The organism is Vibrio kyushuensis (assembly GCF_050337325.1).
Lineage (GTDB): Bacteria > Pseudomonadota > Gammaproteobacteria > Enterobacterales > Vibrionaceae > Vibrio > Vibrio kyushuensis.
The window spans coordinates 221,887-238,244 of the sequence record NZ_JAKJSV010000008.1 but is presented as its reverse complement, the minus strand read 5'-3'; the positions used below and the strand labels follow the sequence as shown (position 1 = coordinate 238,244).

11 protein-coding genes are annotated in these 16,358 nt (G+C 43.4%); 7 read left to right on the top strand and 4 right to left on the bottom strand.

The features are described 5' to 3' along the window. Positions 1–33 precede the first annotated feature (33 nt). The 3 genes from L4D20_RS18635 (at position 34) to L4D20_RS18625 (ending at position 2,601) form a co-directional block, all read left to right on the top strand. On the top strand, positions 34–1,065 hold the full coding sequence (locus L4D20_RS18635) for a porin (RefSeq protein ID WP_428803089.1): 1,032 nt from the start codon (positions 34–36) through the stop codon (positions 1,063–1,065). Between the two features lie 49 nt (positions 1,066–1,114). Then, a complete protein-coding gene (locus L4D20_RS18630) occupies positions 1,115–1,630 on the top strand; it encodes a hypothetical protein (RefSeq protein ID WP_428803088.1) in 516 nt (171 codons plus the stop codon). A gap of 80 nt (positions 1,631–1,710) precedes the next feature. Continuing rightward, positions 1,711–2,601 carry a LysR family transcriptional regulator gene (locus tag L4D20_RS18625; protein WP_428803087.1) on the top strand — a complete coding sequence of 297 codons (891 nt, stop codon included), beginning with the start codon at positions 1,711–1,713 and terminating at the stop codon, positions 2,599–2,601. 95 nt (positions 2,602–2,696) lie between these two features. Here L4D20_RS18625 and L4D20_RS18620 read toward each other — a convergent pair whose 3' ends face one another. From L4D20_RS18620 to L4D20_RS18610, 3 genes are all read right to left on the bottom strand, one after another. Continuing rightward, positions 2,697–3,479 carry a hypothetical protein gene (locus L4D20_RS18620; protein ID WP_428803086.1) on the bottom strand — a complete coding sequence of 261 codons (783 nt, stop codon included), beginning with the start codon at positions 3,477–3,479 and terminating at the stop codon, positions 2,697–2,699. A gap of 82 nt (positions 3,480–3,561) precedes the next feature. Next, positions 3,562–4,998, bottom strand: coding sequence for a DUF1254 domain-containing protein (locus L4D20_RS18615; protein WP_428803085.1), 1,437 nt, complete (start codon positions 4,996–4,998; stop codon positions 3,562–3,564). A gap of 195 nt (positions 4,999–5,193) precedes the next feature. Continuing rightward, complete coding sequence (locus L4D20_RS18610; RefSeq protein ID WP_428803084.1) at positions 5,194–6,081, bottom strand: helix-turn-helix transcriptional regulator; 888 nt, start codon at positions 6,079–6,081, stop codon at positions 5,194–5,196. A gap of 161 nt (positions 6,082–6,242) precedes the next feature. Between L4D20_RS18610 and L4D20_RS18605 the strand changes: the two genes are divergently transcribed. From L4D20_RS18605 to L4D20_RS18590, 4 genes are all read left to right on the top strand, one after another. Further along, positions 6,243–6,449, top strand: coding sequence for a hypothetical protein (locus L4D20_RS18605; RefSeq protein WP_428803083.1), 207 nt, complete (start codon positions 6,243–6,245; stop codon positions 6,447–6,449). 115 nt (positions 6,450–6,564) lie between these two features. Next, the gene (gene nagE / locus L4D20_RS18600; RefSeq protein ID WP_428803082.1) at positions 6,565–8,046 is read left to right on the top strand and encodes an N-acetylglucosamine-specific PTS transporter subunit IIBC; all 1,482 of its coding nucleotides are present in this window, start codon (positions 6,565–6,567) and stop codon (positions 8,044–8,046) included. 203 nt (positions 8,047–8,249) lie between these two features. After that, the gene (locus tag L4D20_RS18595; protein WP_428803081.1) at positions 8,250–8,996 is read left to right on the top strand and encodes a helix-turn-helix transcriptional regulator; all 747 of its coding nucleotides are present in this window, start codon (positions 8,250–8,252) and stop codon (positions 8,994–8,996) included. Between the two features lie 199 nt (positions 8,997–9,195). Further along, positions 9,196–14,403, top strand: coding sequence for a hypothetical protein (locus L4D20_RS18590; RefSeq protein ID WP_428803080.1), 5,208 nt, complete (start codon positions 9,196–9,198; stop codon positions 14,401–14,403). A gap of 87 nt (positions 14,404–14,490) precedes the next feature. On the opposite strand, the gene L4D20_RS18585 is transcribed toward L4D20_RS18590, so the two are convergent. Continuing rightward, positions 14,491–16,266, bottom strand: coding sequence for a M28 family metallopeptidase (locus L4D20_RS18585; RefSeq protein ID WP_428803079.1), 1,776 nt, complete (start codon positions 16,264–16,266; stop codon positions 14,491–14,493). Positions 16,267–16,358: the final 92 nt, after the last annotated feature.

Below are 16,358 nucleotides of genomic sequence, written 5' to 3'. Positions count from 1 at the left end.
TTCCAATAATTATTTTTATTTAGGAAGTTCTTTATGAAAAAGCACATTGCTGCATTGGCCGTTCCTGCACTGTTAGTTACCTCTAACGCAATGGCAATTGAGTTGTATAACGATAGTACCAATAGTTTTTCAGTCGGAGGGCGGTTGAATATTGCGTTTGAAAACAAAAAAACAGACGAGCGAAATACGACTGCGGAAGACATGGCTTCACGAATTAACTTTGTGTTTGGTCGTGATATGGGTAATGACTGGAGTGCAACGTCTGTACTCGAATATGGAATGGCAACACCGCAAAGTGATAACTTCAATAGTTTCTATAACCGCTTAGGCTATGTACAGATTGGTCATGAAGATTACGGACGCTTCTCATTTGGTAAGCAGTGGGGAACCTACTTTGACGTAGCAGGTGTTACAGATGTTCTTTGGGTATACGGTTCTACGGCGAATGGTACTCGTGAGAACGGCGGTGTAGCAGGTACGGGACGTGCTAACGATGCACTTATCTACCGCAATAATTTTGGTAACGTGAATGTATCAGCTCAATACCAAGTGAGTGATCAAAGTAATGGCCGTGACCGAGGGTATGCGGCAGCTATTGGTTATAACTTGGGTGATTTTACATTTGGTACTGTCTACAACGTGATGGAGCGTACCAATGCTGAGAAAGCGGATATAGGCGCTGACGATGCACAGATGTGGAACACGTCGGTTCGTTATATGACGAGCAACATCTACTCAGCGGTAAGCTATGGCATCTATAAGGATCACATATCGATAGGTTCTTTGTATGGTAATGGAGACCAAACGCTTGTTGCTGAAAAGGCTCACGGATTAGAAGCACTTTACATGTACACGCTAGGTTCTGGCATTCAACTTTACACTGCAGTGAACTCACTCAATGACGATAACAGTGACGCTCGCTGGCAATACTACAGCCTAGGGACCATGTACAACTGGAATGAAGTTCTGTTTTACGGTGAGTTGAAATTTGAAGACAGCAAAGATGAATTTGGTATTGATCGCAACGATAACATGGGTGCTATCGGTGTACGTTACCACTTCTAATTGATGCCTTAGTTAGCGTACTAGTTAAAGGTTTAATAAGGAAAATTAAATGCTTAATACAGCAGCACTATTCAACATTATGCAAAACAACCGCATTGTAGGTTATTTTTTAACGGCAATTCGTTGTTACTATGGTTACTCTTGGGCAAAAGCGGGCTGGGGAAAAGTGACCAGTGACTTTGATGTCGTCGGATTTTTTAACTTTTTTGTTCTACAAGATCACTCGAACGTTGTATTTCAAGCGCAACGTGGTGAGTGGGGGGCGACGATTTGGCAGTGGTTCGTTGAATCTATTTTTATTCCTTTAGCACCAGTATTGAACGTGTTTATCCCTTGGGCCGAACTTATTTTAGGTGTCATTCTGATATTAGGTTTGTTCCGAGTATGGGCTTGTGTCTTTGCCATCTTCTTAAATCTAACGTTTATTATGTCAGGCATTGTCTGGCCTGGAGTGCATTTCGTATTCTTCCAAACACTCATTGCCGCTTCTCGCAACAAACATGAAATATGCGTAGATAATGCGTTGGTAGCGAGAAAGACTCTGAGTCAAAGCACACAGAATTAGGTTATAGATCAACTACCCATCCTTAATACTCGGCTAGAGTGAGCGCTTTAATATTCCATCAATACGCGTAAGGAGTAGTGGTGAATAGCAGTGATTTAGAAGCGTTCGTTCTGGTTGTGGAAAAAGAAGGATATACCCTAGCTGCGAAGTCCTTGGGTATATCCTCATCGACCTTGAGTCGCAGAATAACCTCACTGGAAAAGCAGCTACAATCTAAATTGCTGATCCGAGACTCACACCGAGTGAATATGACAGCAGCTGGCAAAGTTTTATACTCCTCTGCACAGAATATTATTAGTGAAGTCAAACACCTGAAGTACACGCTTGATCAAAATAACGATTCACTCGCGGGTAAGCTAACGGTCCTGTCTTCCCTTGGAATGGCTAAAATTTCCAGCTCAACGATTGCGGCAATGGCCAAGCAAGATCATCAGCTTGAGGTTGAATGGGTCTTGAGTGAAGGTCGTCAGCATGAGATGGCGCGGATCAATTTTGATGTCATGCTTCATATCGACTATCCGCAAGATACTAGCCTAGTCGGTAAACTGGTTGGGCAACTTGAGCTCGATTACTATGCGACTCCTGAATACCTGACTAAAAATGGAAAAGTCGCTGAGCCTACTGATCTGAGCCGATTTAATCTGATTTATTCGTCAGTGAATAATCACTTACCAAAAGTTTGGACGATTCAACACAACCAACAATCTTTTCAAGTTGATATTGCCCCTCGTTTTGTCACAGGTAATCCAGAGGTGTCGTTAGAGTTTGTATTGCAACACCTTGGTATCGCCCGTTTGCCGAAGTTTTTAGCCAAAGAATATGAGGCGAAAGGAATTATATCCAAAGCGTTCATCCAGCCTCAGAAATTTAGTTTTCCTATCTATGCTATCTATCCTTGTCGCAAGTTCTTACCAAAGCGAACGCAATTGTTTATCGACTCTATAACTGATGTCTTAAGTAAGATGGATTAGATAAGTAGGCTTAACTGTTTTCAGGGACAAGCTACATAGAATTCAGGCGTCCTTGCCATGGTTATTATGGACTTTCTACGTATATAAAGTGGACGCTACAGTTGGTAGTTGAATTCGATACGGTGGTCGCCATCAGAGAAATCTGTGTGTTCGCTCCAGTTTGCAAAGTATCGAACATTGAATCGTGGTGTGAACTGGTAAGAAATCGCAAATTCATGCGTGAGAACACTGTCGTGATTTTCAAATCCATGTTGCTTATAGGTGTCTGAGCCCGATAAAGTGGTTAGCCACATAGGGTTGTAGTTCAACCACAGTTTGTCTGACAGATTCAATTTGGTGTATGTACCAACGACACCATACGTACCGGGTACTGAGTAGCCGCTAATCACGTCGCCATCATCACCAACCACGTTATTGCCAAACGCCACACCCGCGCCAGCTAATGGAAATAGGTTAATAGGCCCCATGGCTGGTAACGCTTGAATAACACTGTATGAAGCCATGCCAAAATCATTGTTCAGGTCGTAATTGACATCAATTTGTCTGGCGCGGCCTGTTTTCACGTTAGCGTTAAAGTTACGAAGTCGGATAGAGTCTACGCTGTTGTTGAGACGCTCTTCATTGTCATGCCAACCAAAAACGTCGCCACCCACTCCTTTAATTTCCAACACGTTCATACCCGCAGTATTTTCGATACCGGTGTCGTAGGCCTTGCCCATTTTAAGGTTGAGTCCCTTGTCTGTGATGCCTCCACCAAGTTGGGTATAGATCGCGAGTGGGTCTGACATGTCTTGTACTTCGCTCTCTTCAGCCATTGCAGGTAAGGAGAGACCTGTCATCGCCATGATTGAGAAGTAGATTGCTTTATGTTTGTTCATTGAGAACCTCTTATAAATTGAAAAATGGCGGGGCGGTATCGCCACTTTAGTGTTGAGCTAGTGTTGTGTTTACTATGATTTATCAGTGTTTTTGGGTAATACCTGGAACTGTCCATTCCATGTTGAGAACTTCTCCGGTTGGAATGTACAAACGAGTTAGGACGTAAAATTGCCCATTTGGTGTAGGGAGCCAGTTGCTTTCATCGACCTTATCTTTTGGAGCCTGATGAGATAAATGCAGTTGGAATGAACCATCTGATGCTTTGTGAAGATCAGATAGGTTGCTGATGTTGTAGCGAGCGATAGGGTTGTCGACGAGCATTTTTGTTTTTGCGTCATAGACAGTGACTGACCAAAAAGCGCCTACAGGTGGCTCTTTATCAAAGCTCATTGTGTAGTTATTCTTCCCCATTAACGGTTGACCGTTCACATCCATCGCAGCCATTGGGTAAATCGCTTCTTTTGGTCCTTGCCCGCCTAAATAAGGGTGAGCGATAAGCGATCGCATCGCGTTATCATCACCAAATGCATCCAGTGCAAAGGTGTATACCCAGCCGTCTTTCATTTCTAAGTTCGCAGGGTTTGCTTGTTGCGCCATCACGATTTGTTTGGCGTTACCGATAGAGCGAACTAATTCTGACTTTGCCGCTGCGTTCAGTACCGATGGGTCGAACCCTTTTTCTGTTAGTCCAATTTTTTTAAACTGACCTACCATTGCTTTTTGTCGCTCATTAAGAGGGTTCTGTTTTAGGTATTCACCAAGCTCAACAAAAAATCGGAGTGGATCGCTTGCCTTGCCAGGGCGTGGTGATAACTCTTGAGGCTTAACCTTTATCGACTTACCGGATTGGTACTCATTTAGCGGAGTCAATGTGTACTGATCTTGTACAGTGTGAGCGGCTGAATAATCTTGCTCATCAAACACTTGTGTGCGGCCCCAAAGCCATACTTTCGATGTCGGCGCTTCAATAATGGTGAGCTCTCGTGGAAGCTCTTCTGTTGGTTTCCAACCTGACTGAACGATTAGAAACTGTTTGTCTAGGCTGCCTGTTTCTCGAGTACCCACGTATTGAAATAGGTTGTGCCACATATCAAACATATTAATAACGAAGTAGCGATCCGTAACTTCTGGCGTCTCTAAAACGATAGGGCCTTGGCTAAGATCTAAAACGGCACTTGAATACAACGTATCGCGATTTGCGGTGGGCATATCGGCATCTTGAGGTGTGCTTAAACGCCTAGCATGTCCAAAAGTATTCAGTGGCGCACGATAACTGGTGTCTGCTTGTGGGGAAGAGACATCGGTATATTGTCGGCTAATCTGTTCCATACGAACGAGTGTCGAGCCCCAGAGGTAGGCGCTCACCCCTAAATTATGGGTTTCGTTCATTAGTGCCTGCTCAACGGGACTAAGTTGAGGGACGGGAGGTGTAGCTGCCGCGAAAGATGGAAACGAAAGGCTAGCTCCAAGAGCAATCACCAATGAAAGAGTTAAAGGTTTGAATCGAGTTTTAAACATAGGGCGTCTCCTCAGTTGCGGTCACTATACTGAAAAGACGAAAAACTATGTTCTATACCCTCTATTAAGATTATTAATAGAGGTTTATTGAGAGGAATGGATTATTGGGATGGTAATTTATTTTATGACGGGCGGATTGAATTTAGCACGAGCTCGGTGAAGAGCTAGCCGATACTCGTGGAAGTGGTTATCTATTTAAACCTCTGTGCTTTGACCAAACTCTTTGCGGTATTGCCTTGGGGTGACGTGTTTGTAACGTTTGAATAATCGGTTGAAGTTAGCTTGATTGTGATACCCCACTTTTTCAGCGATTAAATGGATTGGTAGGTCGCTGTGGGTGAGTAACTCCGCTGCATGGTTCAAACGTACTTTCTTTAGATGCTGGCTAAAACTTTCATGAAAGTGCGCTTCAAATATTCTGTGAATGGAGCTCTCACTTGTGCATAAGGATTTAGCCAAATCAGCCAGTGTTATGGACTCGTGGTAATTCTTTTCTATTAAAAAGCTCAGCTTTTCAATCTTGGCTCGATCGTATTTGTTATTGGTCGGCTCCCGTTCATCGGAGTGTTGTCTTTTGAAAGAGAGTAGTGTTGTGGCACTCTTGTCTTCCGCCACGATACCCAAAATCAATATAAGCGTTGATAAGCACTCGATATGGCTATCGACTTTAAGCTGAATGAGTAACTGGTAAATACGTTCTCCAGACTCTTTCGAAAGACAAATTCCTTTTTGAGCACGCTTAAGTACAGCGTCCAGCTTTCTAAGCTCAAGGCAGTTAAATATCATATTGGCTATCCACTCTCGCTTGAACCAAACACTATGACGTTCTGGAAGTGTATCTTCTGAGAGGGGGAGACATTCAAAAGAGTGTGGCGTATCTGGCGAGATTAGCCACAAAGTATTGTGCTCTAATTCACCTTGATAATGGCCAGCAAAGCCATTGCCTTGTGTATGTCGATGCAGTACTAGCTCAAACTCCTGATGATAGTGCCAGTCACACACACCCGAACAATTTTTCGTTTTTAAGTAGCGCCATGAAACCCCAGGTCGTTGGGGGATTTTTTCAAACTTCGCTTTTTCCATATCGATACTCAATTAGAAAGTACTGTAATTTGACTTAATAGTACTTATATTTTGGCTGAATCCTATTCATTGATGAAATAGTACTGAAAGTTGACGATTGAGCATTAGATGATGGTCACAAAAATTCTACTCTAGCATCATCAAGACAGAGAGGGTTTCACATGAAAAAGCTACTAGAGACAATGTCAGAATGTATCACTAGCACTCGAATGGATTGGATTGCATTAATGGTTAAAGGGTATGGAATGGACTACCCAAATATGTGGAAGCTATTAGGCTACCCATCACAGCAACATTATCAATTTGAGCTTACCGAGAGTGAAGCCAGCCTCCCTACCGCATTAACAAAGAATCAGCCCTTAAGTTAGGTTTTTCTCATAAAGGTATTGAGAGCCTGTTCTTTTAATCGTTCCCCCTATCTGGCGTCGTTAACTAGTCACTAGCGTCGCTGGATTTTTCAATTTTAATCATTAGGTGTTTATTATGTTTACGTATATTCAACGTTTGGGTAAAGCGTTAATGCTGCCCATTGCCACTCTTCCTGTTGCTGCGATGCTTCTCCGATTCGGTCAGCCCGACTTATTAGATATTGCGTTTATAGCAAAAGCAGGGGGGAGTATCTTTGACAACCTCGCGCTGATTTTCGCGGTTGGTATTGCGATTGGTTTATCAAAAGACAATTCAGGTGCAGCGGCGCTTTCTGGCATCGTCGGTTATTTTATATTGACTGAAGCAACAGTGGCGATTAACCCAGATATCAAGCTAGGGTTCTTTGCTGGTATTATCTCGGGCATCATTTCAGGTCATGCCTATAACCGTTTTTACCAGGTCACTCTGCCTGATTTTTTGGCATTCTTTGCTGGTAAACGATTAACGCCGATTATGTCCGGTCTATTCTGTCTGGTGGCTGCCTTTGTGTGTGGTGAAGTATGGCCGACGATTCAATCGGGTATTGATGCGTTCAGTTACTGGATTTCAGAAAGTGGCCCGGTTGGACACTTTATCTATGGCATTATGAACCGTGGTCTTATCCCTTTAGGTCTCCACTATTTCTTACACTCGGTTTTTTGGTTCAGTCTTGATGAGTGTGTGAGAGTGAGTTATGAAGTGGCTTCTTCGTTGCAGTTTGTTTGTCTAAACCCTGATGTAGTTGCGCCTTTGTCTATTGGTAATGCTCTTCCTGATGTTGATGGCTCTGTGATTACTGAAATTTCACAGAATGTAGCTCGTGGTGATTTGAACCGATTCTTCTCTGGCGATCCAAATGCTGGGGTTTACATGGCGTGGGCATATCCAATCATGATGGGTGGTCTTCCTGGTGCCGCATTGGCTTTCTATGTTGCAACTGAAAAAGCAAAGCGTCCTCTTATTTTAGGCATGCTGAGTTCATTGGCTCTGACGTCATTCTTAACGGGCATTACCGAGCCGCTAGAGTTCAGTTTCTTATTCATTGCTCCTGTATTATACGTTGTACATGCGGTGATGAGTGGCATCGCAATGATTGTGACTAACTCTCTGGGAATCTTGCACGGCTTTGGCTTCTCTGCAGGCTTCATCGATTTTGTACTTAACTGGGGTCTTGCAACCAATGCGTGGATGTTACTACCGCTCATTGCAGTATTCTTTGTCGCCTACTTCGTTATTTTCCTGACCATGATTAAGGTGTTCAAACTACCAATCCCAGAAGCAGAAGAGAGTGACACGGTTGAAAATGAAGGTTCTGCCGAGGAAGTGGATGCAAACGCCTATGTTGCAGCCTTAGGTGGAAAAGACAATATCAAAAGTGTTGATGCCTGTATTACTCGTCTTCGTTTGCAAGTTGAAGACAGCACTGCCTTGAATGAAGAAAAGCTAAAAGAATTGGGCTCGAAAGGGGTGATAAAAATCGGTAAGTCTGGTGCTCAAGTGGTTCTAGGACCAAAAGCTGAAGTTGTTGCGACAAGCCTAAAAGCACATCTATTTTAAAGTCTCTTTTTAAGAAATTTATAGTGTAAATTACGTTTGGTATTGGCCTCTTTTAGGGATAAAAGAGGCCTTTATTTTGGAATGGATATGAGCAATAGATAAACCTATTTACATGGTGATTGAGTAATAATTGATCTAGATGATTATTTAATAACTCAATAGGCTTATATTAGAACTAGGTTATAAATAAGCATGGATTGCTAATGACTAACTATGGTGACACCGAAACTCGATATCAGCCTTTTGCAGTATCCCCTGTTGAGCTTGAATGTATCGTCGTCAAAGAGCTTTATCAATTAGGTATTGAGCATGTCGTGTTTATGCTTTTTGATAAGTGGTATTACCCTAAAGTGAATATCACACATGGATTCACTTCAAGGCAGATGGACATATACCAACAAAACCAACACCACGATGTGTTTTTGTCGCACTACCTGAAAAACCGTCTAGAGGGGCAACTTGTTTATATGCAAGATATGCTGCCAGTCAAACGGATTTCGGACGATGTATTCCATCAAATTCTCATCCCTACCATGCAAATGCACCATTCTTATGGCGGGCTGCATTTGGCAATGGACCACCACCACATGATGTTGAGCTGTCATAGTTTCCGTAAGCTAAATGAACAGCAACAAAAGAAATTGTCTGAATTATGGTGTTTCTTACTCCATTGGTCTAACGGCTGGGTGTCAAATCAGTTGGTGGCACAACAGTGGTCAAAGCTTACAACGTCTAAGGTCAGTAATGATGGTCAATCACTGCTGACGCTTACTGAGATGAGAATACTGGATCTGTTGATTCAAGGTCTTGATGGTACTGAGATTGCAACTCACCGCGGGGTATCCAAAGAGACGGTAAGAACACAGATTAAGCAAGTGCTGCATAAAACAGGTTGTAAGCATCAAAACCAATTAATCTCTCGATATTTCCATCACCAATTGACGTTATAACCAACCATTCAATTAGCGCCATAGCTTGTTTTCTATCTCGTGCCCTGCTTAGAGTTCACTTCATATAAAGCTCTAGATTGATGATGATCAAGTACGCGCTATAAACCTATTTTCTATCCCCCATATGGGTGATGAGAAATTGCCTCACCGATTTTATCCTCGTGACAGTACAAACCAGACAGGGATATTGGGGGCAGTGATGAATACGAATAAAATAGTATTGACGCTCGGATTAGCAGTAACGATTAACTTATTTGGCTGTAGTGACAGTGAAAACGTGTCTAGCGGCTCACCGTCACCTACGGCGCCAAATACCGAGCCAACAGAAACATACACCGTAAAAGCGATTGATGGCTACTTACAAAATGCGCTGGTCTGGTTGGATATTGACAACGACTGCTTGCTCGATGAAGGGGAGCCATCAGGGCTTTCGGGCGTAGGAGGTGTCATTGCTCTTGATGTCTCTAATGTTTTAAATCCAGAACAGTACCCCGTTGTCGTCCACGCGATTGCTGGACAAACCATCGATGAAGATTCCGATGGTACCCCGATTACCACTGGCTACGTCATGTCTGCGCCGGCTGGGGAGATTAACGTTACGCCGCTGTCGACCATGGTGCATTTAATTATGCAAGAGAGTAATGTGGACAGCTCAGACCCTCAAGCGGTTGCCGAAGCTAAGCAGGATGCGATTACCCGAATTTCAGGGCAACAAGGTATCCCCGAAAATGAGGTGCTCGGTGACTTTATAGAGAAAGAAAACCCTCAAGCAGCCTATGCAGCAATGAGTATCGTTGAATCGGGCCAAATTTTACCTACCTCGCCAGAGAAGCTGCAACAAGTCATGCAGCAAGTCGTCGATGATCCTACGTCAGTCAAAAAAATCACCGCAGTGGTGAACGAACAGATACGTCAGACTGTCGTGAAGACACCAGTTAGTGATTTAAAAACAACGCCGCCTCCGATTACAAAAGATGATGATCTCAGCCTTGATAGCGATGGAGACGGTATTCCTGATCTGCTCGATGCATTTCCTGATGATGTTAGTGAGTGGATAGACAGTGATGGTGATGAAAAAGGTAACAACGAAGACCTTAATGATGATGTTCACGACACTACCGGAACTGATGATGGGTATCCGGATGATTCCAACGATCCTAATAAAATCGATCTGTTCCCAACAGATCCTACCCGTGCCGGTGACCATGATGGTGATGGAGTCGATAGTTTAGTTGATGCATTCCCAGAGGATAGCACCGAGTGGCTTGATAGTGATGGTGATAAGATTGGTGACAATTCAGACGCCTTTCCAAATGATGGTACCGAGTGGCTAGACAGTGATGGAGATGGCGTAGGTAACAACAAAGATCTTAATGATGATGTTCACGACACAAACGGTCCTGATGATGGCTACCCTGATGCAACCGACCTCTTCCCAATCGACCCTTCCCGTGCAGGTGATCATGATGATGATGGATACGATAGCTTAAATGATGAATTCCCACAGGATGCAACTAAAGCGGGTGATCATGATGGTGACGGGTACGACAGCTTAAATGATGAATTTCCAGAGGACGCAACCAAAGCGGGCGACCGTGATGGTGATGGCTATGATGATTTGGATGATAACGATCCGTTAGTTGCGCTTGTCACACCAGACACATATTCAGCCTGCCTTACCAATTTACCTAGTTATGAACAAGGCATATCCCTTATTGACCGTACAGATGGAAAGTTCTATCAAGTTTCAAAGTTGAATCTCGGCTACAGCCAACCTGTAAATTACGCTCAGCGTGAGCTTGTGGTCAGAACGCAAAAAGGGATGCCTTACGGGCTACTACCAAATGAAAACATTGTTGTAAGCCAAGTTGTGACCGATTTTGGTGGTCAAGCTGATCCTTGGAATCCAAATCTAGAGTTTGTTTATGAACATGCAGATACTGGTATTTTCTTAGGCTTTAATGACTACCTTTATCGCTGGTGGGGGCTTGATACCGTTTCGCGCGAGCAACCGGAACTGACGTTACAAACACCATATTTAGGCGTGATTAACCGCATCAATAAATGGGCACCAAATGAAGAGAACCCGACAAATAATAACTTTACCCAGATTTATCTAGGCAAAGACATTATCCAAACGATATGGGGACTTCGTGAAGTGTGTGTAGTTCAATATCAAGGTGAATTTGCTTATGTAGATGAAAGGCAACCGCAGTTATACGAAGATCTATATATCAAAGAAACATATACCGATTATGTTGACGCAGGGGAGTTAGTACATCGCTCAGAAAGAGAGTATTTGGAGTACTCTACCATCGATAAAGTCTCGCCTGAAAATGGCTTCACAAACTATGTTAAGCAACTAGAAGGATTTATTGATAATAGTGTTCTTTATGGTGTCGATCCTGTTGTATCAGCTGCTTCTCAAGATGACCCGTTAACTCTGGATACTTGTGTTGCAGAGCTAAGCCCTAGTATGGGGGCTGATACTCTGACTTTCGATATCGAAAAAAATCAGGAAGATGGATCGCAAAGAACGGGCGTCTACTTCTGGGATTTAATCACCAATCAAGGCGTATCGTGGCAAGGTAAAGACAACCTTATAGAGAGCCAGCTTTTTGGTGAACTTTATAACAGTGGCTCTTTGGCTGAGAAGTTTTCAGAAACTTATTATGAAGACGACCTAGGCGTTTTCCACGGACTAGAAGCAAAAGAGAACGGCAGTGATGAGGTGAAATGGGGAAGTGTGCTTGTTATTGAATTTGATGCATCACTGGCTGGAACTTACCGAATTCCTGAAGTGGGGTCTCGTGTAATCAATGCAGTAAATCCTGATACTCAATATGGAAGTTGGAGCACTGGAGAGTACACGACTAGCACCGTTTATTTAGGTAAAGAGACTATTGCTTACCAAGTTGAAGGGGAAGTTAAAGCCGTTGATACCTGTAAGACTTATACCAACTCAGAAGGTTTGTTATTTAATGATCTAAGTGAGTTAGCCGATACCGAAGGTTATCAACAAACCAATTGGTACGATGCAGATGGTTTGGTGAAGCGTGAAACGATCAAAAGTGATGGCAGTAATGAGCTTTGGTTAAGACGAGAAAAGAATGCCTTGATCCCATTCTATAGTGTGTGCAGCTCGCAAGATTCAGGTGAAGTCGCGAGCAGTAGTACCACCTACCAAGACTTTATACCTGCGGCATCAAGTTGTGGGTACACCCAGATGAACAGTGCGATGTTGGTAGGTACAAGCTTATATCATCAAGAGAGTGATGGATTTTCTTATGGCTACCAATTTACCACTCAAGGGGTTGGCATCTACACCGAATCTAATGGGTTTACTATTCCAATCAGCTGGGCGGTTAACTCAGATGGCATTTTGAGTATCACGAGTGGAAATGATACGGAGTACTTTGCTTTAGTCACTACCGAGGGTGATAAAGTCAGCTTGTTAGGCTTCTACGTATGGGATGAAAACGGAAGTGCATATACAGAGATCATAGGTCAGGAGTTTGTTACTTCTAAACCGCCTATTACAGGTAGTGGAGATGGCCTAATCGAATTTATTCAGCAACAAAACAGTGTTTATGCATTTTGGGCGAATGATTTTGATCAGCTCTTTGTTGAAACTCTCGTTGTTGGCATGGACACCGCTTACCTTAGTGAAATAGGGCGTGTTCAACCTGATTTATCTATTGCTTCGCTACCTCTTGACTATGACATGGATCGGCAGCTGACCAGTGTAGGCTGGAAAAAACCACTTGGCTACACCTTAGATATGCGAAATGGGGAACTAAAGGTGTACCCCAAAGATGAACCAAATTTAAGTTACTCAGTAACAGGGTACATTGCGGATCTGAGCAATCAGGTGATCGCAACCTCAATATCCGTTTGGAGTGACTTTACTGACTCGTCTGCTCAGTTTTCACCGGGTGCTAAATATGCCGGTTTAACCTTTACCTCTGACTTCACAAACTACTACTTATCAGATGAACCAATATGGGTAATGAGAAGTGATGTAGGGCATGAAACTGATGGTGCTAATGCCAATTCACTAACCGAGTTAATCAGTGACGCCACAGTCTCAACAGGTATTGGATCGACAGCTCCGAGTGATAGTATTTTAGCCTCAAGTGCGGGCTACGAAGTATTTGTTGAGTTTGTGTCAGGTGGTCAGAGTAACTTTTATAGCTTTGATTGGGATACTGGCATAGCCAAGCATATAGGCTCGGGAAGCTGGACACTAGACGGCAACCTATCTGAGGAGCTCATCACCTATCAAATCACGCCTGAGATGATCACTCAATTTAACCTTAATACGCCAAACGTTTGGCCGGAAGATAGTGTGACACATAGTCAACTGGTGAGTGTTTATGAGGGTGTTGTTTATAGAGGAGAGTTTGAACCTGCTGGCACGGAAGAGCACGGTGCTATGCTTCTTTATACTCAAGCAGCACGCGATGACATTATCAGCTACGTTAATATTACCTGTGACTTTAGTTACTCAAATCAAGCGTGGGATTTAGGGCGTTTTATCGAACAAGTAGAGGCATATCAGAGCTGTTCTGGCATTGTATTGCCAGAGGTTACGGCGCAAAGTACGAATGATTTAGTGACCCATAAAGTGAAGACCGATGAAATGGGGCGGCTTACCTATCGAGATTACTATTATCATGCTGATGGTACGCTAACCTATGATAAGGGAGGAGAATTAAAAGATCGTCTTTGGCGCATAGAATCAATTGATGGTTTCAGTGTTATCCAGCAGTGGTCGTCTGAGGAAGGGCCGGTTATCGATCAAATGATTGTGCTCGAGAGGAACGGAAAAGAGCTGGTTTATGCATATTACTGGGAAGAGGGGCAAGAGTCAGATATTCGAGTAATGAGTGACATAAGCTATCATTCTACTCTAGAGGTGTGCAGTGAAGGAGACTCTGTGTGGGATAACGATAAAGATCGTCCGGTTACGCCTTATTCTACTTACACTGATTTTACTGATTCCATTGAAACTTGTGGAAGCTCAGCAAGCTTTACCTCAAACGTGCTGACTCAGGGCTTAGACTCTGCCACATGGATGATAGGAAGCGTGAATACCATCAATGGAACAAGTGCCTTTATTGAAGATGAAAAGCTTCTCTTTAGTAGTGGTTCAACGGGGGCGTTTATTGATGCTGAAGATGGAGAGTTCGGTTTCAACTGGTCAATCAATGGAAGTATTTTAACGCTGGATATTACACACCCTGACTATGCAAACAACGTTGATACATGGAGCCTGCTTGCACAAGATAGTGAGCATAGTGTGTTATCGGCTAAAGGCTTTTATCAGGACTTTACTGAGTGGGATCCACTACCAACAAGTAATCAAGGGGAGGTCTTTGGCGCGCTACTAATGTTGGATGAATAATGTCTACTTTAATGCTTAGCTAACTTGGATAAAAAATAAAGCCACGCATTTGCGTGGCTTTATTAAAGTGGTATATCGGAGATGTCATTAATCTCTATCTTGGTCAAAGTCCCCATGGAAATGGTCGTGATCAGACACACTGTCCGCGGCTTTGAGTTTGGTTCCCACGCGGAGCTTCTCTGTGTTATCAACACTGAATGCTTGCATCATTGGTTGCGGTTCTTCCGCTGGGAATAGTGGATCACTGAATGCGTAGTAAGTCGTCACATACGCGAGAGCCTGTGTATTTACGAACAATGCCTTGTGGCTGACGTTATTAAGATCATCACACGCTTGGTGATAACAGATATCGTAAGCTACATCTATTTCACCGCCAAACTGGTCGACTTCCTCGGCTGACTTAACCTTTTCCGCGCCCGTAAACAGTCCACCAAAGGCAATACCCCAATCAGCGAAACCTGCATAATCAGAACGTTTTGACAGTGCTTGTGGAACGGTAGCTTCAGATTGTCCATTGAAGAACTGATTAAAGATAGATTCGATATCTGATGTACCAAATGGAGGTTCGAAATTTCCTGTATAGGCATTGTCAGGGCTATCTTTTGTATCAGATAAATCACCATCCATTACGCCAAATACATAGTTTGGTGAGCCGATCATATCGAAGTTAAGGTAAAGCTTGATGTTATTACTTCGCAGATAACGTTGCTCGATGAGATCATAGTGCTCTGCGGTTAGTAGGCTAGGGTCGTCAATACCAAGTTCCAACATCACTTCTGTTTGGGCTTGACCATAGAGTGCCGAAAATAGGTCGTTAGTATAATATTCAGAACCGACTAGCCCAGCCTCTTCAGCAGCCCACCATGCAAAGCGAACTTTGTTTTTAACTGGTGCACGAAGATTAGCCAGAGTGACAGCGTATTCTAATAATCCAGCGGTGCCTGATCCATTATCGTTGATACCAGGGCCTTCAGGAACGGAATCTAGATGGGCACCAAGCATGACAACCTGCTCTTCATTTCCGCCTTGTGTCTCTGCCAATATATTTTGAGTTAGAACTACTTCGTCATGAACATTGATGTTGAAACTTGCGGTAACCGGTGTGCTTTGACTGGTTTGATACCACTGTTCGCCTAAATCGAATCTCGCGCCAAAAGCGGGAATGGTTGCTTGGCTATCGCTGCCGAGAGTCCCGTTCACTACGCTTTTACGCCCTTCATCGTTACCTTGGTTAAAGACAATAACGCCTTTTGCTCCGGCATTTTGTGCATTGATGACTTTAGAATTAAAGGTACAGCCACCACGTTGGATGACCGCGACTTTTCCTGTAACGACTTTGCCGTCAAAATCAGAGGCTTCACAGCCATCGGTACTGTCATAATCAGCGGCTTCAAATCGAAAATCGGGAGTGATGAAAGTGAGTTCACCAGAAAGGGGGCCATTTGAGTTACCAGAATAAGACATTGCTGCGAAATCAGGAACGATACCATCCGTAGCGTTACGTACACCGATTAGGTCGGAACCATCGACATTAAGTGTCGTACCTGCCAGTTCTTCCCACGCGCGGAAATCAAACTCTTGAGTGGTAACGATGTAGCCATGGTCTTGCATGGTTTCAACGATATAGTCGAGAGACTCCTTATATCCTTGTGTGCCAGCAGCGCGTGTAACGGATGCACCATCTGATGTGGCAGAAGCTCTACCTTCGAGCTCTTCAAGGTGTTCAACGACGTCGTCACTTTCTATTTTACTACTGACGTATTTTGCTGCTTTTACTGGGTCATCCCAGTAGCAACCGCTAAGTAACGTTGAACTGACCACGGTGGCGAGAATCGTTTTTATTGTTGTTGTGCTTACTTGCATTTGTGACTCCTTGTATTAATAAGCCAATACATAGTTGCCCAAACGTTACGTTAATAGAATGTTACATTTTAATGACACTTGAGAATAGGAAT